The sequence below is a fragment of the Levilactobacillus yonginensis genome (assembly GCF_964065165.1).
Lineage (GTDB): Bacteria > Bacillota > Bacilli > Lactobacillales > Lactobacillaceae > Levilactobacillus > Levilactobacillus yonginensis_A.
This window is the reverse complement of the sequence record NZ_OZ061549.1, coordinates 14,909-37,856: the sequence shown is the minus strand read 5'-3', so window position 1 is coordinate 37,856 and position 22,948 is coordinate 14,909. Positions and strand designations below refer to the sequence as shown.

The 22,948-nt window shown below is 48.9% G+C and carries 15 protein-coding genes; 4 read left to right on the top strand and 11 right to left on the bottom strand.

Annotation, left to right across the window (positions count from 1 at the left end):
- Position 1 precedes the first annotated feature (1 nt).
- From AB3Y94_RS00155 to AB3Y94_RS00135, 5 genes are all read right to left on the bottom strand, one after another.
- The gene (locus tag AB3Y94_RS00155) at positions 2-1,024 is read right to left on the bottom strand and encodes a glycosyltransferase family 4 protein (protein ID WP_367294633.1); all 1,023 of its coding nucleotides are present in this window, start codon (positions 1,022-1,024) and stop codon (positions 2-4) included.
- A gap of 12 nt (positions 1,025-1,036) precedes the next feature.
- Positions 1,037-2,215 carry a glycosyltransferase family 4 protein gene (locus tag AB3Y94_RS00150; RefSeq protein WP_367294632.1) on the bottom strand — a complete coding sequence of 393 codons (1,179 nt, stop codon included), beginning with the start codon at positions 2,213-2,215 and terminating at the stop codon, positions 1,037-1,039.
- A 212-nt stretch (positions 2,216-2,427) separates the two neighbouring features.
- Entirely contained in the window at positions 2,428-4,149 is a 1,722-nt protein-coding gene (gene ptsP / locus AB3Y94_RS00145; RefSeq protein ID WP_367294631.1) for a phosphoenolpyruvate--protein phosphotransferase, read from the bottom strand.
- Between the two features lie 8 nt (positions 4,150-4,157).
- Positions 4,158-4,424 (bottom strand): phosphocarrier protein HPr, encoded by a 267-nt coding sequence (locus AB3Y94_RS00140; RefSeq protein ID WP_125692229.1) that lies wholly within the window; start codon positions 4,422-4,424, stop codon positions 4,158-4,160.
- A 165-nt stretch (positions 4,425-4,589) separates the two neighbouring features.
- Positions 4,590-4,793, bottom strand: a complete 204-nt coding sequence (locus AB3Y94_RS00135; RefSeq protein ID WP_164508722.1) for a hypothetical protein — start codon at positions 4,791-4,793, stop codon at positions 4,590-4,592.
- 299 nt (positions 4,794-5,092) lie between these two features.
- Between AB3Y94_RS00135 and AB3Y94_RS00130 the strand changes: the two genes are divergently transcribed.
- Positions 5,093-7,336: an AAA family ATPase gene (locus AB3Y94_RS00130; RefSeq protein WP_367294630.1), complete on the top strand. Its 2,244-nt coding sequence runs from the start codon at positions 5,093-5,095 to the stop codon at positions 7,334-7,336.
- Positions 7,337-7,719: 383 nt separating this feature from the next.
- Positions 7,720-8,826, top strand: a complete 1,107-nt coding sequence (locus tag AB3Y94_RS00125) for a MucBP domain-containing protein (protein WP_367294629.1) — start codon at positions 7,720-7,722, stop codon at positions 8,824-8,826.
- A 105-nt stretch (positions 8,827-8,931) separates the two neighbouring features.
- On the opposite strand, the gene AB3Y94_RS00120 is transcribed toward AB3Y94_RS00125, so the two are convergent.
- Together AB3Y94_RS00120 and AB3Y94_RS00115 are read right to left on the bottom strand one after the other, a co-directional pair.
- A complete protein-coding gene (locus AB3Y94_RS00120; protein WP_367296456.1) occupies positions 8,932-11,523 on the bottom strand; it encodes a cation-translocating P-type ATPase in 2,592 nt (863 codons plus the stop codon).
- A gap of 519 nt (positions 11,524-12,042) precedes the next feature.
- Complete coding sequence (locus AB3Y94_RS00115; protein WP_367294628.1) at positions 12,043-13,476, bottom strand: C69 family dipeptidase; 1,434 nt, start codon at positions 13,474-13,476, stop codon at positions 12,043-12,045.
- A 240-nt stretch (positions 13,477-13,716) separates the two neighbouring features.
- Between AB3Y94_RS00115 and AB3Y94_RS00110 the strand changes: the two genes are divergently transcribed.
- Positions 13,717-15,072 carry an FAD-dependent oxidoreductase gene (locus AB3Y94_RS00110; RefSeq protein WP_367294627.1) on the top strand — a complete coding sequence of 452 codons (1,356 nt, stop codon included), beginning with the start codon at positions 13,717-13,719 and terminating at the stop codon, positions 15,070-15,072.
- Positions 15,073-15,155: 83 nt separating this feature from the next.
- Here AB3Y94_RS00110 and AB3Y94_RS00105 read toward each other — a convergent pair whose 3' ends face one another.
- Positions 15,156-17,282 carry a lectin-like domain-containing protein gene (locus AB3Y94_RS00105; RefSeq protein ID WP_367294626.1) on the bottom strand — a complete coding sequence of 709 codons (2,127 nt, stop codon included), beginning with the start codon at positions 17,280-17,282 and terminating at the stop codon, positions 15,156-15,158.
- A gap of 317 nt (positions 17,283-17,599) precedes the next feature.
- Positions 17,600-19,177 (bottom strand): peptide chain release factor 3, encoded by a 1,578-nt coding sequence (locus AB3Y94_RS00100; protein ID WP_367294625.1) that lies wholly within the window; start codon positions 19,175-19,177, stop codon positions 17,600-17,602.
- Positions 19,178-19,348: 171 nt separating this feature from the next.
- Between AB3Y94_RS00100 and AB3Y94_RS00095 the strand changes: the two genes are divergently transcribed.
- Positions 19,349-19,900: a hypothetical protein gene (locus AB3Y94_RS00095; RefSeq protein ID WP_367294624.1), complete on the top strand. Its 552-nt coding sequence runs from the start codon at positions 19,349-19,351 to the stop codon at positions 19,898-19,900.
- Positions 19,901-19,974: 74 nt separating this feature from the next.
- On the opposite strand, the gene AB3Y94_RS00090 is transcribed toward AB3Y94_RS00095, so the two are convergent.
- Positions 19,975-21,999: a CDP-glycerol glycerophosphotransferase family protein gene (locus tag AB3Y94_RS00090; RefSeq protein ID WP_367294623.1), complete on the bottom strand. Its 2,025-nt coding sequence runs from the start codon at positions 21,997-21,999 to the stop codon at positions 19,975-19,977.
- Positions 22,000-22,013: 14 nt separating this feature from the next.
- The gene (locus AB3Y94_RS00085; RefSeq protein WP_367294622.1) at positions 22,014-22,898 is read right to left on the bottom strand and encodes a hypothetical protein; all 885 of its coding nucleotides are present in this window, start codon (positions 22,896-22,898) and stop codon (positions 22,014-22,016) included.
- Between the last annotated feature and the right edge of the window lie 50 nt (positions 22,899-22,948).

Genomic DNA, 22,948 nt, shown 5'->3' with positions numbered 1-22,948 from the left:
GTTACCTCTCTTTAACTTGTTGCTGATAGAATTTAAGCCAAATCCCTGCTAAATGTTCTTCAGAGTAACGGTTGGCTGCCGCCAAACTCTTCTGGTGCCAATGTTCTAAGGCCGCTTCATCCGTCGGTAACGTTTGCAGCTGCGCGTTCATTGCATCGTAGTCCTTAGCCGGCTGATAGTCCCCAGCAATAATTGCCTGGTAAAGATCCAAGTCCCGTAGCAAAACGGGGGTCCCCGTGCTGAAGGCTTCTAAGACCGACATGGGAAATAATTCATTAAACGATGGCAACAAAAACAGGTCCGCCATATCATAGTAGTCAACGAGTTTATCCCGATCAACGATTCCTGGAAAACTCAAATTAGCCGGTGGGTCATCGACAACCTTCTTCAGTGCAGCATATCCATCCGTCATCCGTCCAAACGAAAAGCCCCCAGCCCAGATAAACTGGAGGTCTGGATTGTGACGAGCAAGCTTGATAAAGTCAAATAGTCCCTTACGTTCCTGAATCTGACCAGTTCCCAGTATCGTGAATCGATGATCATCATACCCATACTTCTGCCGCAACGCTACCTTTTGCTGGGCATCCACCGGATAAAATTCATCACGGCTAACGAAGTTCGGAATGTACGTCACCTTTTCTTCAGGAATTCCGGCGGCCACTAATTTCGGAATGAAGGTCGGATTGACCACCACAATGTGATCCATTCGTTTGTAAAAAGCAATCACATACTTATAGAAGATTGCTCGAAACGGTTGGGGAATCTTAACGCTGCCTTCTAATGTTTCCGGTAGAAAATGGACGTAGCCCACTTTACGGCCCCGGTGTGGCAGAAATGTTGAGAGATAGTATGAGAAATTAATCGTGTGATAGTGCGTCAGGTCGACCCGACGGTACTTATTCACAGATACATCAAACTCATCACCCAACCTTGTCCGTAAAAGATTCATAAGTTCCAGGTAGGCACTCCCCACACCCTGACCCTTGACAGAATCGGCTGCAGAAAACATGTTGATTTTTAACATCCAAAAACTCCTCTAATCAGTAAAGTCCGGGGTATCCTCGTGTGAGCGCTCATAACTAGCCTGTGCGTCCCGATAAAATTCAATCACGTGTTGACCAAACGTATCCGCTGAAATCTCAGATAACGTCCGCGTCAACAAATCAGGATCCTGCTCTTCATCCCCATGAAGCAGGTAATCGACCACATTTTTAATCATGGTATCAGTCGTACGATAGGTCACCCCTAAAGTCCGGCTGGATAATAAGTCGTCCGCATATGGACTCGCCATGACCACAATCTTGGTACCAGCTGCCATGGCTTCAATGTACGTTAGCCCCTGCGATTCCGAATCGGAAGACGACAGAAACACATTAGCCATGTGATAGTATCGAAAAACCTCATCATTACTGACTTCACCGGTAAAGGAAACGTGATCAGTCAAGCCAGCTTCTTCCGTCTGCTTAACCAAATCTTCATGAGCAGGGCCTTCCCCAACAATTAGCAACTGCGCGTTAGGCACCTGCGCCAAAATCTGAGGCATCGCCGCAATGCTAGCCTTAATGTTTTTCTCGTAAGCTAATCGACTCAGTGATAAAATGACCGGCGTATCCGGCTCATAACCCAACTGTCGCCGTAAGTTAGCCGTATCGGGTTGCTCGTACTGGTGTAAATTGACCCCGGTCGGAATAACTCGAATCGGTACCTTGACCCCATAATCAGTTAAAGTCGTCAGCACCCGGTCACTCGGTGCCACCACCCCTGTTAGGTGATAACAAAAAGCTAACGTCCCCTGTTTAACATGAACGGGCTTAAGAATTTTACCATTCGCCACGTAATGCAAATAATCTTCATACATGGTGTGGTAGGTGTGTAGACACGGAATCTCCAAATTCCGCGCCACAAACTTACCGATCCAGCCCATCGAAAACTCAGTCTGGGTGTGGACCACATCCAAATTTAACTCCTTCGCAATCTGGTAAGCTTGAAACAGCCCCCGGACAGCAATTCGGCGGTCAGTAAAGGACACGAACGGAATACTTGAGAACCGAAAAACGTTGCGTTCATAAACATTCTTCTCAACGTGCGGGTCGGTCGTGGTGAATATGTAGACCTGATGGCCCTGCTTTTCCAGCTGGTCCCGTAACGTCTTGATGGACGTTGCTACCCCACTTACTTGAGGGAAATAGGTATCCGTAAATATGCCAATGTTCATCGCCAATCCCCCTTGATTTTGTGCTTGATTAAAAAAATAACCAGTATCTCTATTGTACAATCAACACAATTATATGGGTTTGCCTAGGTGATTGCAAACCACAACCGGTTGCAGCAAACAAAAAGAACGCTTCCAGAAAGATACTGCTCCAGAAACGCTCTATTATAGCTTTGCTTTTGCCCATGTGAAGCCGCCATACCACTGCCATAGCATCATTTAATAACGTTTGGGGCTACCGCCTGAACCATCGTGATAACCTCTTGGCTGGTACTGGCCGAGCTTAGCACGGTCTCCACTAAGGACGCTAGGTCATGGGCTTTTAATTGCCCAATCAACTCACGCGTACGCCCAAGTTCATTGGCGCCCATTGAAAACTCATCAAGCCCCATCCCCAGCAATAGCGGCACGGCAATCGGATCACCGGCCATTTCACCACACATCGCCACCGGGATACCAGCCGCATGACCGGCCCGAATAATACTATCGATCAACCGTAATACGGCCGGATGGTAAGGCTGATACAGATAGGCCACGTCAGGATCCGTTCGATCTGCTGCTAAAGTATAGCCAACGAGATCATTGGTCCCAATACTCATGAAATCCACTTCTTGTGCAAAACGGTCCGCTAAGATTGCTGCCGCAGGGACCTCAATCATCATACCCACGTGAATTTGCCCCAAAGGTATCTTAGCAGCTGTGAGCTGAGAACGTTCATCATTATAAATGGCTTTGGCCTGCCGAAACTCATCTAACGTCGAAATCATGGGAAACATAATATTGAGATTACCATACGCTGACGCCCGTAGGAGAGCCCGCAACTGACTGCGGAACATCTGTTGATGCGCCAGACTCTGGCGAATGGCCCGTGCTCCCAGAAACGAATTCTGCGTTTGACCAGCCACCTGATAGGGTAACGATTTGTCTCCACCGATATCTAGCGTCCGCATAACCACGGGACGTGGCGCTAATTTTTGTAAAATATCACGGTACGCCACGAACTGCTCATCCTCAGAAGGTAATGAATCGGTCTGCATGTAGAGAAATTCCGTGCGGAACAACCCCACTGCCTCAGCACCGCCTCGAATAATCGCAGGCAGATCAGCGGCCGTCGCCATATTGGCGGCCAACAAAACATCTACCCCATCCTTCGTCAGGGTCCCATGATTCGGCTGCTCCGCCAACTTAGCTGAGCTTGCCTGTTGCTTCGCCATCGCCGTCTTAGCGTGGTACAATTCGGCTGAGCTTGGCCCCAATGTAACGTTGCCTAGCTTTCCGTTCATCAAAATTGTTTCGCCATCTCGCAACTGCGCGGTACCGGTTTGCGTTCCGACAACCGCTGGAATCCCCTTGGCCCGTGCAAGTAAGGAAACGTGAGCAACCCGGCCACCCAAGTCTGTAATAATCCCTAGAATATTCGACATGTCCGTCGGAAAAGCCTCGCTAGAAACCAGCTCGTGGGCCACCAAAATAACGGGATGATCAATCAGCGCAATGTCCGGTAATTTAACCCCTAATAAATGGGCAGTCACACGTTTAGTCACCTGATGAAGCTGCGTCAATCGTTCTTCCAAATACGGATTGTCTTGCAACGGCTGGTCAACTGTTTCTAGTTGCTCGACGGCCCGGCTCAGTGCCACTTCGGCATTGATACGCTGCTCATTAATAATCCGCTCAACGTGTTTGATCAGTTCAGGGTCCCTCAACAGGGAAATTTGGTGACAAAAAACCTGAGCACCATCAGCGCCCAGGTTCTTCGTTACGCGAGTTTTAATCGTCTCAACTTCCGAGGTAGCAGCGTCAAGGGCCTGATGGAATCGTTTCAATTCGTAATCAAGATTTTTGATTGACCGGGGTGCACAGCTGAGGTCTGGATCAACCAGTCGGTAGACCGGCCCGCAGACCACACCATCACTCGCGGCAATTCCCTTGAGCATCGCTCTCATTAGTCAGACAAACCCTCTTTTTTCATCGTTTCAGCCACAGCACTCATGGCGTCAGCTTCGTCATCACCGTCAGTCGTAATGGTAATGTCGGCATTTTGGCCAACACCCAAGGACATAACACCCATGATAGACTTCAAGTTAACGGACTTGTCTTGGTACTGCAAGCTAACTTCAGAGTTAAACTTGCTGGCTGCTTGTACTAATAAAGTTGCGGGACGTGCATGGATCCCAGTTTCTGCTGTAACATGAAATTCGCGTTTTTCCATAATTGATCGATCTCCTTTAAGCTTAGGTTGACTACTTACCGAACATAACCCGTCTTGACCTTGCGCATTGGCCAAACAACCATTCCACGAGCTACGCCTACCTACTAAGAATATCAATCTCAGCAGTAAATTACAAGCGCTTCATGAACCGCTTACATGAAAAAATTAAGATTCCGCATCTTCACCTGCGTCATGATCGTAGTGATAGATGAGTTGGCCGTTCTTTTCCGCCTGACCCACAACCCGTTTTCTGGTTTCAAATGCCATGAAGGCCCGTTGAAACGCAGGAAATTCTGCTGGCGTTACCGTAAAACTATCTATCTTTTTATCCTTTAATTGGTTCATCAAATCTGTATAGTCTTTATCCAACTCGCCACCCCTATTCTTGATGCCTTTCATATTCTACGGTGAAAACCGCGTCAGGTCAAAAAATTAGCAATTTACTAAAAATGTGGTCGTCGTTTTAGCATTCTACCTATGAGAGTGCTAAAATGTAGTCGTTCGCTGGAAATAGCCCAGTTACCGGGATTCACCCGCCGAACAAAATACTTGCAAGGTGAGTCGAACGCGGTATAATGTGGTCAATGGTCAAGAAAGGTCAAACGACTTTTCATAACGACCACGTGGGTTTTCCCACGAGAATTCCAGGCAAGAAAGGAGACGACAAGATGCTATGTCAAAATTGCCACCGCAATGAAGCAACAATTCACCTCTACATGAGCGTGAACGGGCAGCGGCAACAAGTTGACCTATGCCAAAATTGTTACCAACTGCTTAAGCAGCAACAAAACGATTCTGGAAATGGAGGTGGCCGTATGGCACAAGATCCATTCGGCTTTGGTAACCTGGATGATATTTTCCGGGCCATGCAAGGCGGAAACAATAACCAAGCAGATTACCGGCAATCTTCCGCACAAAACGGTCAGCCAACCCAACCATCCGGTGGTCAAGGTTCCGGCGGGAAAGGCCTACTCAGTCAGTACGGCCTAAACCTAACGCAACTCGCTAAGGATGGCAAGATTGACCCCGTCATTGGCCGGGACAAAGAGACGGCTCAAGTCATCGAAATTCTCAACCGCCGGACTAAGAACAACCCCGTTCTAATTGGGGAAGCCGGTGTTGGGAAGACTGCGGTCATCGAAGGTCTTGCGGAACGCATTGTCGAAGGCAACGTTCCCGAAAAACTTGCCAACAAACAAATTATCCGTTTAGATGTCGTATCCCTAGTTCAAGGAACCGGGATTCGCGGTCAGTTTGAACAACGGATGCAACAACTGATGAAGGAAGTTCAGTCTAGTCCTGACATCATCCTGTTCATTGATGAAATTCATGAAATTATGGGTGCTGGGAACGCCGAAGGTGGCATGGACGCCGGCAATGTTTTGAAGCCCGCCCTCGCTCGTGGTGATTTCCAATTGATTGGGGCTACGACGTTAAATGAATACCGCGACATTGAAAAAGATCAAGCTTTGGCACGGCGGTTCCAACCCGTAACGGTGGACGAACCTAGCGCTGACGAAGCGGTTGAGATCTTAAAGGGTATTCAGAAGAAGTATGAAGACTACCACCACGTTCACTACACGAACGACGCCATTGAAGCTGCTGTTCGTTTATCCGATCGGTACATCCAAGACCGTTACCTACCCGATAAGGCCATTGACCTGTTGGATGAGGCCGGTTCCCGGAAGAACCTGACAATCAACGTGGCTGATCCAAAAGCCATTGACGAAAAGATCAAGGCAGCTGAAGATCAGAAACAAGCAGCTTTGAAACAGGAAGACTACGAAAAGGCTGCCTACTACCGTGACCAGGTCACCAAACTAGAAAAGTCCAAAGAATCCGCAACGAATGCGTCCGACAATCAATCCGCGGAAGTTACCGTCAAGGATATGCAGGACATCGTCGAAGAAAAGACGTCCATCCCTGTTGGTGAGTTACAGGCGAAAGAACAGCATCAACTACAGAGTTTGGCTCCTGACCTTGAGAAACACGTCATTGGTCAAAATGAGGCTGTCGACAAGGTTGCCCGGGCTATTCGTCGTAACCGTATTGGTTTAAACGGAACGGGTCGCCCAATTGGCTCCTTCCTGTTCGTTGGACCAACTGGTGTTGGGAAGACGGAATTAGCTAAGCAATTAGCTGATGAGCTCTTTGGTTCAGCCGATGCAATGGTACGCTTCGACATGTCTGAGTACATGGAGCCGCATTCCATTTCGAAGCTGATTGGGTCACCACCTGGCTATGTCGGCTATGAAGAAGCGGGCCAGCTAACCGAACAAGTTCGACGTCACCCGTATACGTTGATTCTGTTGGATGAAATTGAGAAGGCGCACCCCGACGTCATGAACATGTTCCTACAAATTCTTGACGACGGCCGCTTGACCGACTCACAAGGACGGACCGTTTCCTTCAAGGATACGCTGATCATCATGACCAGTAACGCTGGTACCGGAGACGCTGAAGCCAACGTTGGTTTCGGCGCTGCCGCTGAAGGAACCACTCACTCCGTCTTGGGCAACTTAACCAACTACTTCAAGCCGGAATTTTTGAACCGTTTTGACGATATTATTGAATTCAACTCACTCAGCAAGGAAAACTTGATGAACATTGTTGATTTGATGATTGGTGACGTTAACCAGATGCTGGCTGGCCAAGGCCTCCACATCCACGTAACGGAACCCGTCGAAGAGCAACTGGTGGCTAAGGGCTATAACCCAGCCATGGGAGCTCGACCATTACGGCGAGTGATTCAAGAAGAAATTGAGGATCGCATTGCTGACTTCTACCTCGACCACAGTGACGTTAAGAACTTAGTCGCGAAGATTGAGGACGGTAAGATTACTCTGGCCGCCGATAACGACGCCCCAAAGCCTTCTACTGAAGCTAGTGACGATGCTTCATCTTCCAAATAAATGATTTTTAAAGAAACGATAGTGCTGTGACGCTACCGTTTTTTTGTTGTCCCCGCATTCCGCATCCCCCCTCCCAGCATCACAGCATACCTGTAATCTACGCAAAGCATCTTCATTTTTTCGTCTCAACTGCTAAATTCGCTAACCATTTCAACCGGTCTAAATGCTCACCTCACAATCTCACCGCCAGCGACCTAATTTGGTGGTAGCTTTCGCGAGGCCTGCAGGACAGGGCTACCGGTTGCGGCAAAGATCCACTCTCTGATCGTCTCCAGGTCCCAATACAGGTCACCAACTCAACTGCCATTGGAAAAAGGGCCTGCCGCCAACGGTAGGAATGCGGTATACTGTATTTTAAAGGAAACTTCTGGAGGTGAACTGACATGGCATTTTTTGACTGGCTACGTAATCTGATTGAACCTAATCAGAAACGCCCCGTTCGGCGACCGCGACACGCCATTCAACGACCACAACGGTCACTGGATTCGGTTCCACACGAACCGACGGTAACCCCAGCGCCAAGTGCCACGCCCGTTACCCCACCCATTCAGTTGACTAAGAATCCCGACTTTTACGTCTCTGAACAACCACAAGCTTTGCCCCAAGCAACGTTAGTCATTCGCTTGGTGGACATTCATGACCAGGCCCTTCAACCGGCACTTGTGCTGACCGGTAACCTAGGTAGCTCGGTTCATTTTCATTTTCCCGAAATCCTGGGGTATGCGCTCTGGGATATTCACGGGTTCACACAAGACTTCATCTCTCCCTACGGTTTGACGACGCTAATCTATGACCGTTGCTGGGGCCAACCGGTTATCAGCTACTTAGTCGACTTCGACTCCGGCAAACTGCTACAACTTCCCGTGATTCATCGCGGCCGGTTAGACGAAAGCTTCTCCCTAACCCCACCCGACCTGACCAACTACCACATTTTTCAGGCACAGGGACGTCAACGGGGAACCTTTACAGACCAGAACCAACAAGTGGTTTACTTTTACCGACGTAAGTCCTGGCAAACGGTACAACGCGTTCATCAATTTGTCCGCTTAACCACCGACCATGACGTCTTCGACGAGCCAGCCGGACAGCTCTACGGTTACCAGTTCCCAGCAAGCTCGTTATGGCGCCTATTTGGTATCATCACGCTAACCGATGGGAGTGTGTGGTACAACCTGGGCGGTGAGCAGTGGTTGAACGCGGCTGAGACGACCACCCAGGACCACCGGCAAACCACGCTAGAATTGCCGCACCGTCGCAACTGGCACCCCCAACCTTTCAGTCAGATGGGGACCGTTGATTACGTGCCAGGCAAAGCCGTCTCCTACTATCAGGAACCCTACGGTGAAGTAGCTGGCCAACTTAAACATGGCACTGACCTGGACATTCGCGTGCGGATCGTTGATGACCAGCACCTCGTCTGGTTCCAGATTGGTCCGGACGCCTATATCAACGCTCGTTACGTGAAACTAGCACCTACTGAAAATATCTAAACTTGAACGAACAAAGGAACCGTCAAATTCTTTAAACGAATTTGACGGTTCCTTTTGATTTACCGGTAAGAAACCACCGTTGCGGTGATGATTTCCCCAAACTTCCTAGTCCAGTTCGGCCCACAATTGTGCTGGGCGTTGCTGCTGGACACGTTTCGCTAGTTCTAACACCAGTGTTGGCAAGAACATCCCTGGAACTACCACCAGCCAAGCAACCGCTGGCAAGGAAACGAGGCCAAACATTGCTTGCAGCCCCGGCACCGTGGCAATCAGGATTACCAACGCTACTGCCAACAGGAGGGACCAATTGAGCACCGGATTACGGCGCAGACTCCCTAGTGTCAGCGGCTGACGATCTTTAATGGCGTAAATATCAATCATGGACCCAACGGCCAATACGAGGAAGGTCATTGTCATTCCAACCGTTGCTTGGTCGTTAGTCAGAACGAACCGACCCAGAGCGTACACACCAAGTGTCAGAAAGGTAAATGTCGTCGCTCGGAGGGCTAATCGACTCCCTAATCCACGGGCGAAGAGACTTTCTTCGTTGGCCACCGGTGGTTGTTCCATGGCCTCCTTTTCACCTGGTTCCCGACTGATATAAAAGCCAGGAATTCCATCGGCTAGCACATTAATCAATAGGAGCTGTTCCGCTAACAGCGGGGCACCCCACCCCATCAGGACCGCACCGACCATCAAGAAAATCTGAGCGAAGTTCACACCAACTAGGAATTCAACGGCTTTCAAAATATTTTGGTAGACCGTTCGACCTTCCTTGACTGCCGCGATAATCGTTGCAAAATTATCATCGGTTAAAACCATATCCGCAGCACCCTTGGAAACTTCGGTCCCCGTGATTCCCATGGCAATTCCAACGTCGGCCGCCTTCAATGCGGGCGCATCGTTGACACCATCACCAGTCATCGCGACCGTCTTACCGGCCTGCTGCCAGGCCTGAACGATTCGAATCTTATCGGTTGGCGACACTCGCGCGTAGACCGCAACGTTCTGAATCTTTGCGGCTAACTCATCATCCGTTAGCGTTCGCAGTTCATCGCCTGACATCACCAGTTGCCCAGCCGTCAATAGACCAATTTCTCTGGCAATTGCCTCCGCAGTCACCATGTGGTCCCCTGTGATCATTACAGGTTTAATCCCTGCCCGTTTAGCTTCTCGGATAGCTGGAATTACTTCCGGCCGGGGTGGATCGATGATTCCCACTAATCCAGCAAACGTCAAATCAGTGGCTAAACTCGTCCATTCCACCTTGGTCGTGGTTGGCACCACTTTGTATCCCACTGACAGAACACGAAGTGCCTTCTTCCCAAATTCATCATGAATCTGCTGGGCCTGAGCCTGTTCACCCTGACGCCAAGCCACGGGTAGCCGGTCAAAGGCGCCCTTCACAATAACAAGCTGCTCATCATCTGAAAGCTGGTGAATCGTCGCCATCGTTTTCTTGGTAGAATCGAATGGGTCTTCAGCAACCCGCGGTGCGGTGTGCTCAAAAGCTTGCCGACTGTGATCATGACTCGCTAACCACCGCACGATTGCCAATTCGGTGGGATCACCAGTCGTCTTTTCCTCGCCGGCCACCACTTGGATTTCTGCGTTCGTCGCCAAACCCAAGTACTTCATCAGATTGGCTCCCGCTGGTGACAAATGTTCTGCAGCCATCGAATTCTGCGTATTCGGCGTCCAGTACCGTGTAATGGTCATCTGATTTTGCGTCAAAGTCCCCGTCTTATCCGAGGCAATCACATCAACGCCCCCAATTGTTTCAACGGCATTGACCCGCCGCATAATGGCGTTACGCTTCGCCATCCGTTTGACCCCATGAGCTAAGCTGATAGTGACAATAATCGGCAACGTTTCGGGAACGGCAGCCACTGCCAGCGAAATCCCAATCATTAAGCTGTCCGCCATCCCTTGATTTTGCATCCAGATACTCAGGGCAAAAATGATGAAGCCCCCAATAATAGCAAAACTAGTCAGCCAACCGGAAAGTCGGTTTAAACGCCCCTGCAACGGAGTAGCCCGTTTTTTCGTCTTGTTCAACAAACCGGCAATTTGGCCCAATTCAGTTGCCATTCCCGTAGTGACGACCTGAGCCACCGCTGTTCCAGCAGTCACGGCCGTTCCGGAAAAGACCTGGTGGGTGTCCCGCAATGCAGTGACGTCTGTCAGTGTCTCCTTCACGACTGGGACACTTTCTCCAGTCAACACGGCTTCGTCCACGGCCAAGTTTGTGCTGGACAGGACAATGCCGTCCGCGGGAACCTGGTCCCCTGCTTTTAACAACACGAGATCGCCCGGCACAACATCCTTTGCCGGTAGAGACTGAGCAATCCCATCCCGCCGAACAGTCGTGGTCGGTAAGCTCATGGATTGCAGTGCCGCTAACGCCTTTTCGGCCGAGGCTTCCTGGTACATCCCAATCACCACGTTGATGATCAGAATGGCGCCGATAACCAGTGGCTTCGTCCAGCCCCCACCCTGAGCTACGGCCATGTACGTTGCCAGTCCCACGGCGAACAGTAGGACTAAGGAGGAAACGTCACTTAAATGGTGGGCGACCTGTTGCCACCACCGTGGTTTCCGCGCTGCCACCAATTCGTTAGCGCCAACCTGAGCCAATTGCATCTGCGCTTGTTGCGTTGTCAGCCCATCCTGGCCCGTCAATTCTACATTGTTCATCTCTTTTCTCTTCATGCCATTTTCCTCTGTTATATAAATGAATTATCCTATTAATTACTATATACTTATTAAAACGAAAAGTTTTGTATACGATATGGACGAATTGTGAAGATTCCTAGAAATTCGAAAAAATTTTGTGAATTCACGCTTCACTTTCGGCAAAACGTCGCTGCTAACCACGCACTCACTCTGATTTATTCGTTAACTAATTAAGGTGAAGGGTCAATTAGGGTAAACTGGTTGCACTCCGGAAGCCAGAGATTCCGCCTGCTGTGGGACGCCTCAAGCTGGAAAAGCCACCAGTCTTCTCGCTCGATTTGAAGCCACGAAGACCTCGTGTCTTCAAGTTGCGACCGGCACCATTCCAGCTCATATCCGGCGGCCGGCAAGGTGGAAAGCCATACTGAACTACACACTAATATCATAGTTGTGACAGGCTTTAAGTAGCATTCACACTATTTCAGCCTTCCATAAAAAAAGGACTGGCAATCTGCCAGTCCTTTACGCTATCGCTGTAACTTATAGGTTCTTGTCCATGTTGAAGGTCAGCTTCGACAAAGTCAGTCCCTTTTCAATTAAGTCATTGGTAAATTTCGTCGTGGTTGCCCGCATCGCTGCGACCACCTGATGATTCTGTTCAGTCAAGTAAGCGGTAAGTTCATCTCCGCTCAAGTTCTGACTCCCTGCTAAGGTGTTAGCTACGTGCGTCCGCAAGTCCTGCTTGGCCGCCGTGACGTAATCGGTGTCTTGTTCAATGAAGTTCCGGTAGTGCGACTCAACAATCATCGACAACTTCCGGTACATCCAGTAAGCACTCTGGTCGTCCAGATGAACTGGCGTCTCACTGTAGGAAGAATCAGTATCCGTGGCGTTCGCAAAGAATGGCACGTATGGGCTGAAAGCGGGTACCCCAAAGCACAGCCAGAAGATAGCCGAACTTTCAGCTGGGACATCGTTTCTCAGTTGCAAGACGTGAGAATTCTGCGTCCGATTCATAGAAATTGGCCGGAACTTCTTCCGATCAGCTTCTGGTCCCTGACCCAGTGGATCATACTTGGTTTCGTTGTAGTGGGAACTCAAAATGTATTCCACATCTTCCACACTAATTTTGTGACTGGTCCGACAAATAAATGGTAATTCACTGGATTCCGGATCCTGTTCAATTTCTGGATTCAACACGTGTTGGCCAAACCAGACCCGCGGTGTGTTGTAGTGTCGATCCTTTTCCGTACTTGTACCAAAAATATGCCGGAAGTTCCAACCGCTCTGGTCAGGATTCAGGTGGTTTGTCATCACAAATTCCTGAATTCCCTCAGAGAACATGAAGTTATCGGGATCGTCAAACGCAACTTGTTGAATCGCAACTTGGTTGGCGGCCACTGCATACGCGTCATCAGGAATTCGTTGCGCAACCCAGTGATGGCCGGTGACGATTTCCATATACCAAACTTCATCGTGGTCGGAGAATAATACCCCATTACCTTCGGGTGACCCATACTGCTTGATCAAGTTACCCAGGTAACGAACACCATCCCGAGCAGAATTGATGTAAGGAAGAACCATCGTCTGCAGAGAATCTTCCGCGAGGCCATCGGCAACGAGTGGGTCGAAGGCCAGTGCTTGTGGATTACCATACACACTTTCAGTAGCACTCATTGCCACGTTCTTCTCGTTAAACCCGCTTTCAGCGTAAACCCCTTCTTTATCAATCTCAACGTTTGGCGTTGCCAAGTAACGGTACCCATCGCTAGGAATTGGGGCAGTGAACCCATTTTGATTCGAGGTCCAAGTTCGTTCTGGCTGATTGTGTTCGGCCGGGTGAACGTAAAATCGTTGTGGCGTCAAAGGTAAGAAGGTGTCGTCGTTCCGGGCGATCATCGTGGACCCATCCGCCGTGGCGAGCTTCCCCACCAACACTGTGGTACATGCAGAGAGATGTTTTGCTGCTTTCATGTTAAATATCCAACTCCTTTAAAAGTTCTACAAGCAATAGTGTACCCCTTTTCTCGCAGCAAGACTAGCTTCGGCTTTTAGCCCTCGTACTATCAAAATGGTAACACTTTCAAAAAAAGTGTTGACATTAACAACGAATTGTCTAAAATAGAGTTGTAATCAATTGAGAGAGATTTCACAACCGTTTTCTTGTGAAGACCATCTCAATTGAAAAAAAACTTGTTTTGGGAGGCAACATTCATGAAAGTTACAGTTGTAGGTTGTACACATGCGGGTACCTTTGCCATCAAGCAAATTTTAGCAGACCATCCAGATGCAGAAGTCACCGTTTACGAAAAAAACGATAACATCTCCTTCTTGTCCTGTGGTATCGCCCTTTACTTAGGTGGTCAGGTCGCTGACCCTCAAGGCTTGTTCTACTCCAGTCCTGAAGAACTGAAGAGTTTGGGAGCCAACGTTCAAATGAACCATAATGTTTTAGACGTTGATCCCGACCAAAAGACCGTGACGGTTGAAGATTTAAATTCACACGAACAAACCACTGAAAACTATGATAAATTAGTCATGACCTCAGGCTCCTGGCCAATCATCCCCAAGATTCCTGGTATTGACAGTGATAAGGTCAAGCTGTGCAAGAACTGGGGTCACGCCCAGCAATTAATTGAAGACGCCAAGAGCGCCAAGCACATCACCGTGATTGGTGCCGGCTACATTGGTGCTGAACTAGCTGAAGCTTACTCCACCACTGGTCACGACGTTACGTTAATTGATGCTATGGATCGCGTCATGCCTAAATACTTCGACCAAGAATTTACCGATGTTATCGAAAAAGATTACCAAGATAACGGCGTCAAACTTGCCATGGGTGAAACCGTACAAAGTTTCACGGACAACGGAGACACCGTAACTATTAAAACGGACAAAGGCAGCTACGACACCAACCTGGCCATCCTTTGCATCGGCTTCCGACCAAACACTGGCCTCTTAAAAGGCAAGGTCGACATGGCCAAGAATGGGGCCATCATTACCGATGACTACATGCGGTCATCCAACCCGGACATTTTTGCAGCCGGTGACAGTGCCGCTGTTCACTACAACCCCACCCATCAAAACGCCTACATTCCTTTGGCCACCAATGCGGTTCGTCAAGGTATCCTGGTTGGGAAAAACTTAGTGAAGCCAACGGTGAAGTACATGGGGACCCAATCCTCATCTGGCCTGGCACTCTACGGTCGGACAATTGTCTCAACGGGGTTAACCTTAGCCGCTGCTAAGATGCAAGGTATCAAGGCAGAACAAGTTTTGATTACCGATAACTACCGACCAGAGTTCATGCCAACGACCGAACCAGTCATGATGTCACTAGTATTTGATCCAGACTCCAAGCGGATTCTGGGTGGGGCCTTGATGAGTAAGTACGACGTTTCTCAGTCTGCTAACACCCTTTCCGTCTGCATCCAAAACGAAAATACGATTGACGACCTGGCTATGGTCGACATGCTGTTCCAACCAAACTTTGACCGGCCGTTCAACTACCTGAATATCCTGGCACAAGCTGCCCAGGCAAAGGTTGCTGAACTTGAAACTGCTAAATAACCACTAAAAAGATGAGCCACCCTTTAACGTTAGGGTGGCTCTATTTTTGCTTAGCTTCAACCGTTCACTTCGTTTGCCCTAGTCTAAGGGACGTCATTTAACGTCCACGTCACGGTTCCTTCATAGGTTCCCTCTGCCGCCCCACTATTGATTTCCAGCAACAGTCCCTGGTCTTCATTCCAATCAGCAGCTACATCGGTCACCACGTCCGTATCGGCTGCCGTTCCTTGACCCACAGTGACTGGCACCTCATTGATGACAGTTGGTCCGTTTTCATCGTAGTAGGACAGTGTCCCAGCCAAACGCCCGCCAGTGGCCGTTTGAAATGGTGTGCTGGTCACCTGGACCGTCCATTTAGCGCCGGCCTCGCGGGTATCCAAGACCTGGACCCGCCAGTCCCCGGACCGCTTAACACGTTGACTCTCCCCCGTCAGCGTGACGTCGCGAAAAGTACTGGCTTCGGCAACGGACTGAAATACCAGCTGACGGGATACTGTCAGCTGATGAGCCATCGTATTAGAAACATTACCATAAGGGTCCTCTACCGTGAGAATCAGCTGATTGTCCCCAGCTTTTAACGACTTGGCCGGAACCGTCATCGTAAACTGACCGCTAGAATTGTCCGCACCCGCAGGTATCTGAAAGTCTGGCAGCGCAATCCCGTTAAGTTGCGGATGAACCGTGATATCTGTATTCTTCAAGTGAACGCCATCCGGGATGACCACCTGTGCGTTCACCAGACCGTCAACCCCCGGCTTCACCGTCTGGCTATTACCAGAAAGCGATAGCAAGTGTAGGTCAAATTTGGGATTGATGGTCACCGCTGGGGTAGCCGTCGTAACCACCCCGTTGACTGCCTTAAAGGCACTACCAACGGCTGGGACAGGTGTCGATACATCAACGTCAGCCGCCACGCCGGACAAAGAAATGGTAGCGGTTGCATTTTCGTCAAACAGTGCTTTGGTTAATTGATAGCTAAGTGTCTGCTCGCTCAGGCCTGCCAATGAAATCTGATGACTAGATCCATCAGCATAGGTGATAGTCGCCCGCTCATACGTGAGGTTTTGCGGCAAATTCAGCTCGGCAATCACATCCTTCCACGACTGCTTACCAGCCACGTAGGACAACTGATACGTCAGTTTAAACGGGTCCCGACTCTTCAAAGCCTCACCATCTGCCAGCACTTTACCAGTCGCCAGATTCGTCAACGTTGCCGTTGCCTCAGCGTCCACGAGTCCAGGGACCTCTTCGAAAACCACCAAATTATTCTCATAGCTGTCTCCCGTGGCCCCGGTGAATCCCCAGCGAATCTGACCACTGTCATCAGGATCTATTTTTTTACGGTCTAGTTGTACAGTGGCAGAACGACCGACCTGGTTCATCCCCGTAACAGGATTCTTGTCATCAAACGTGTAGGTCATCTGCTGTGTATTCGCCTGCCAAACCAAACTTAAATGATGCCACGCGCCACTAGCTAACAACGTGTAATCGCCGCTGATCAACCCCTTATGAATCTGAGTGGCATAGTAACCAACACTGTAGATGGGCAACAGCGTAGAAGTCCGCTGCATCTCGTAAGTCTCCTGATCACCCGGATAATTACTAGCGATGTGCGGTCCCTTCACCCCAACATCAAATGAGTCAGCAGCCCCAGCATTTCCATAATTGGTCGACGCATTCAGGTGCGTATCGAACTCTAAGGCCCAGCTATTCTGAATCGCCGACTGGGCCAATTTTTCTGAGGTTTTTTGCCGCTTATCCGTGTCAACTCCCCAAACACCCAGCGTTTCTCCAGAGACCGTTTTACCAAAACTAGGTGTCGCAGCTAAGTCCCGATGATCGTTTTGAAATACCAACGCCATCCCATCTGCCGCCTTCTTCCCAGTATTCCCAAAGTAAAGCCACATTGAGGCTGACTGATTTTTGTTCAGCTGAAAAAAGTTATTCGAAGTTGACCAGAGGGCACCAAATTGCTTCTTACCGTTCGTAACTTTAGCCGCCTGAGTCCCAGTAATGGCCGGATTAGTCGCTTCCACCACTGCCGCCTGATTATTACTAGTCGTCCCTGGTATGAAAATATTATCTAAGGAGATTCCCTGTGAGGCACTTCTTAGGGCTTGATCATAATCTGCATCTGCCTGTGCCACCACCCCCGTCGTTGTCAGAATCCCAATGCCAATTAACAGTCCCCACCATTTTCTGAATACCATCGCAATCGCTCCTCTCTACCCCTAATATTGTGGGGTAGCAACGATGTGTCCCCCTAATGATTCTGCGAATAGTTTAGCACGATTTAATTTATAACGAACTTTTTGCCAAAATCCGTCGGCAAGCATTCAAAATTTGACCGATTGTGTAAATAACTAGTAACGCTATTGTAGATAAGAACCAATTGGCTCGCCCGTAGTCACTTAAGCAGATTAGCCATGGTAACTAAAAAGTGGTTCCAGAAATCTTAATCAGATTTCCAGAACCACTTTCGTTCATGCTATTTTAAAGCGGATCCTCTCAGACACCTAACCCCTAATTAGAGTTTAGCCGTCAATTCAACATCCGGATACTTATCCTTAAACCAACGTTCAGCAAATTGATTTTCAAAGAGGAACAGTGGCTCGCCATTGTTATCCTTCACCAACAGGTTCCGGGATGAAGACATCCGTTCATCCAGTTGGTTCGGGTTGATCCACCGCGCAGTCTTCTTACCCATCGGCTCCATGATAACTTCAGAATTATACTCATTTTGCATCCGGAACTGGAAGACTTCAAACTGCAGCTGACCTACGGCACCCAGAATGTAATCACCAGTTGAGTAGGACGTGTACAGTTGAACGGCCCCCTCTTGCACAAGTTGATTGATTCCCTTGTGGAAGGACTTTTGCTTCATCACATTCTTGGCCGCAACCCGCACAAAGAGTTCAGGCGTAAACTGTGGTAGTTTTTCAAACTTGATCTTATTCTTACCGGTATAAATGGCATCCCCAATTTGGAAGTTCCCCGTATCATAGAGTCCAATAATATCCCCAGCAACCGCCTTTTCCACGTTTTCACGGGTATCAGCCATAAACTCGGTTACATTGGAGAGCCGCAATTTCTTCCCGGTTCGTTCTTGCATCACGTCCATACCACGGTCAAATTCCCCGGAACATACCCGGACGAAAGCAATCCGGTCACGGTGATTCGGATTCATGTTGGCTTGAATCTTGAAGACAAACCCAGAGAACTCTGAGTCCGTCGGCGCCACATCGGTCCCCTCTTCCGTATGGTGAGAGGCTGGTTGTGGGGCGTATTGAAGATAAGTTTCTAGGAACGTCTTAACCCCAAAGTTAGCCAACGCTGACCCGAAGAAGACGGGGGTTTGATCCCCACTAGCAATTTTAGCTTCATCAAATTGATTTCCAGCTTCACCAATCAATTCCATGTTATCACGCGCGTCTTGGTACCACCCGTCATTCTGTAAGTCGTTTGGTTCAACCAGGTCGCCCTCATCATTTAGTGGCAAGTATTGATGGTCCTCATCGTTCGGACGGAACAAAGCCACACGTTGATGGTAACGGTCGTAGAGCCCCTTTAATTCACGTCCCATGCCAATTGGCCAGTTCATAGGATATCCTTCAATACCCAAGACATCCTCCAGTTCAGCAATCAGGTCCATCGGATCCCGACCATCCCGGTCCAACTTATTCATGAAAGTAAAAATTGGAATGCCCCGCATCTTACAGATTTGGAACAATTTCTTAGTCTGGGGCTCGATCCCTTTGGCGGAATCAATCACCATGACGGCGGAATCAACCGCCATTAACGTCCGGTAAGTATCTTCAGAGAAATCCTCATGTCCTGGCGTATCCAAAATATTGATGCGCTTGCCTTGGTAGTTGAATTGCATCACGGAACTCGTTACTGAAATTCCCCGCTTCTGTTCAATTTCCATCCAGTCAGACTTGGCAAAGTTGCCACTCTTCCGGGCCTTGACGGTTCCGGCTTCACGGACCACCCCCCCGAACAGCAGGAGTTGTTCAGTAATCGTCGTCTTCCCGGCATCGGGGTGAGAGATGATGGCAAAAGTTCGGCGCTTATCGACCGCTGATGCTAATTCTTTTTCGTTCATATTTTTTCCTCACAAAATTTTATTTTCGTTTTTAAGTTTATCTAGTGATTTTCAATTTTACACAGCGCTTTGATTTTAACACATTTGGCGGCACAATTCACTGTTTGTTGGGCCGAGCCACTTTTCGTGGTATGATGATATAATGAAGTTTATTTAGAAACGGGTGAAACTATGTCGGCGAGTACTGAAGCCTTTTTAATACAAGCACTCTTTATCCTGGGCGCCATCGTAGTGGTGGGTGCCCTGATTGGACTCCTAGTTGCCAGGAGCCACCGGAAACCCCTTCGACCAATGATGAGTGTCATCCTCTGTGGTGCGGGATTAATAATCATTGCTGCATTGCTCAGCACGTTGCTTTTTAAGCGTTATGACAATTTTCAGGTCAAGAAGGATCAATATTACGAAATTACCAGCTTAACCAACAACATGCACGCTTCTCTGGCTAGCAGCCGGACAGCCAACCAACCGGTCAGTCCCCAAGCCAAGAAGGCTAGCAAAAATGTGACCTATCTGATCAAGAATTTAAAGCAACCCAAGTCTTCCGTGAAGCTAGCCGAAACCGCCCAGCACCAGCTGACGCGGGCCAAATATCCTGACGTACAGCTCGTTCGTCATAATTATCGGCAAATCCTACACCATTACTTTGCGCAATTGACGGATTCCGCTAGTACCCAACAACGGCTAACGGAGCACGCCTATCATAAAGCTGTAACGTACCACTAAGAACTGCGACCAATTAAATCTGCAGAAATAAAGAGGCTGGGAATTTTTCCCGGCCTCTTTTCGTACCAACAAGTTTAGCTGTTCTTTTCTATCTGTTGAACCACGTAGTTCACAATCTTCAAGGAACTCAACCCATCATCGATGGCACAGAAACGACGGTAGAAGTCCATGAATTTAGTATTGTCGCTCATGTCTGGCGTCTGTAACTTAGCAGCCACTAAGTCGAGCAACTGGCTCTCGTCATGAGCAATCTCACCCGGCAAATCTTTCTCGTAATCGAGGTAGAAGCCCCGCAGTTCATCCTTGTACATGTGATAGTCGTACGGATAGAACAAGATTGGCCGCTTGAGGTAGGCAAAGTCGAAGAACACAGACGAGTAGTCGGTGATCAACATGTCACTGACCAAGTAGAGGTCAGAGATGTTGGGATGGTTAGAGAAGTCAAAGACGACCCCTTCATACCCACTAATATCCAACGCATTACTAATCAAATAGTGCATCCGCAGAACTAAGACCGCGTCTTGACCAAATCGTTCTCGGAATTCATCCAGAGAAAATGGCAGTTCAAACGTGTACTTCCCCTTCTCAGCAAACTGGTTATCCCGATACGTTGGTGCGTAGAGCACGACCTTCTTATCCAGCGGAATTCCCAACTGCTCCTTCAAAGCCACCACATCGTCCGGCGTGCTGTTAATCAGTTCGTCGTTCCGTGGATAACCAACCTTAAGGATCTGGTTGTTAAACCCAAAGGCCGACCGGAAAATTTTCGTGGAGTAGTCGTTAGGCGAAACCAGAGCATCCCACCGATTGGCCTCGCGGACAAAGTTAGCGTGGTACTTGGCCGTCGTGGTTCCTGGCATTGACACATTTTCAATGTCTAATCCCAACTTTTTCAACGGCGTGCCGTGCCAAGTCTGAATGTAGGTCACGTAATTTGGCTTACGTACCCAGGATGGAAAGCGGGCATTGCTGATCCAGAAGCTAGATTTTTCCAGCGTTCTCACCCACTTAGAGGTCCGCCGAATGACGAACGGAATCCCATTTTCCTTACAGAATTTCTTCTGAACCCGGTCGATCGACCAGACAAAGGTAAACCCAGGATAGAGCTGCGTAAATAAGCGGTAGATGGCGTATGGTGAATCACTGACCTGCCGCCCACCAAAACTTTCAAAGATAATCGTTGGTTGATCGTATGGCCGGTGACCACGCTTAAAGAGTCGCCGCATCCGGAATAAGTTTGCCTTATCCATCAGCATGGACAACAACCGCGTGACCCCCCCTACCTTGCCTGGCACATTGGCCAAACGCTGTGGCATCGTGGGAGCCGCCGTTTCCTGCACCCGAATCCCGTTGTCGTACCGCTTCTCTAAAATCACTAAGCGGTGACTGCCTGTAATAGCTTGTGTAACCTGGCCAGCTAGTGACTTGGCCAACACGACCCGCTGTTCCAGGTCCTCACCATCAACGGTCGAACGAATGAACAGCTGCTGTGTCGTGTTCGCCGCTAAATCAGACAGTGGAATCGCCGCGGTGAATAGTCCGTGAATCCCCATCTTGGTGATCGGCCACTCTGCCGAACTATCCTGCTGTGTATTCTTCAGCACTAACCGTTGATTTTCAATAGGTTGGTTGTTCAACCGGCTACGGCCAATGACCTGCAACTGATCATCCTGCAAGTTGATTGCATTGATGGTGAAGTCAGACTTAGCCTGTTGCGTGTGCATGTTGAATAACGCCATTCCGTTGGCATCACTGTTCACTTGATAGAAGCTGGTTAAGGATAGTTGATGACGGTCACTCAGGTATTCACTTTCTACCTGAATAAGGCCCCGAGTATGCTGTTGCTGCAGGTTGAGATACAATTCCCAACTAAACTCACTTTGGCCTTCCTGATCAAATTGCAAATCGTTAGCATCCACGCGAATTCGGACCACTTCAGCACTGACGACTTTGCTGATTGGGAACGTGATGGAGGCCTGGGTCTGCTTTTCCAAGAAGGTGACCGCTAAGTCATCAAATGGTTCTGGAACGTCGATCAATTCAAGTTCTAGTTCTTGTTTATTTTTCTTATGATGTAATCCAGATAAAATCGCACGCACGATGGAAAAACTCCTTAGTAATTAAAAATCAACTGGTTCGGCATCTGTGGAGAGAATGCTGCATTGGCAGCTAGGTCCACGTACAATTGCGTGTCCGACGTCAACAAGCGACTCAAAACCGCTTGATAAAAGGCATAGACATCTGCGAATCGACGGTAGTTGGAATAAGCCAGTACACCATAGTATGCTTCGGTCGTCTTAATGATCGACGTGTGATCGATAGCCTCCGCTTCGGCCTTTTCCCGTTGCCGTTGCGTCATATTGGCCTGCTCCGCATTCTGTTTGGCACCAGAAAACTCAACGGCCGTCATGACAGAGTTCGTACTCAAATTATAAACCTGTTCAACTGGTCGTTCGTGTCGAACGAAGCGCAGGACAGCTTCACCCTGTTCGTTCAGAACGTAACTCGTCTGGGCAACTTCATCAACGATCTTTTCGATGGCGACAACCTGACCGTCTAAACCATAGGTATCCGTCTGAACCAACTGATCGGCCTTATATTGACGCAAGACCATAGGAGTTTCATCATCCAATTGACGAAGCTCTGCAACTAAGTGGCCTGCATTCAAGTAACGCTTGACTTGTTGTCGGTTATCCGCAAACAACCGCTCATCAAAATTGTTTAAATCAGGCGCATTTCGCTCATCACTCGTTAGTTTGAGGCCCGACTCGTGACGGTACATATCCGCTAACGTCACTAACTCAACGTCTGCCACCTGTCGATGCTTCTTGGCCAATCGATTCAAGTATTCGCGAACCAACCAGGAATCGTCAAAGTCAATCAACGCAACCATCACACTCACCCGCGCACCGCGAGCTAAGGCCTGCAAGAGCTGTTTTGAGAAATTAGGTTTGTGCATCCCGTTCAAGGATGTCACTAGAAAAATAATCTGTTGCATTCGTTTGCCTCCATTACGCGCTCCAAGAAAAAATCCCTAGTCTACGACTA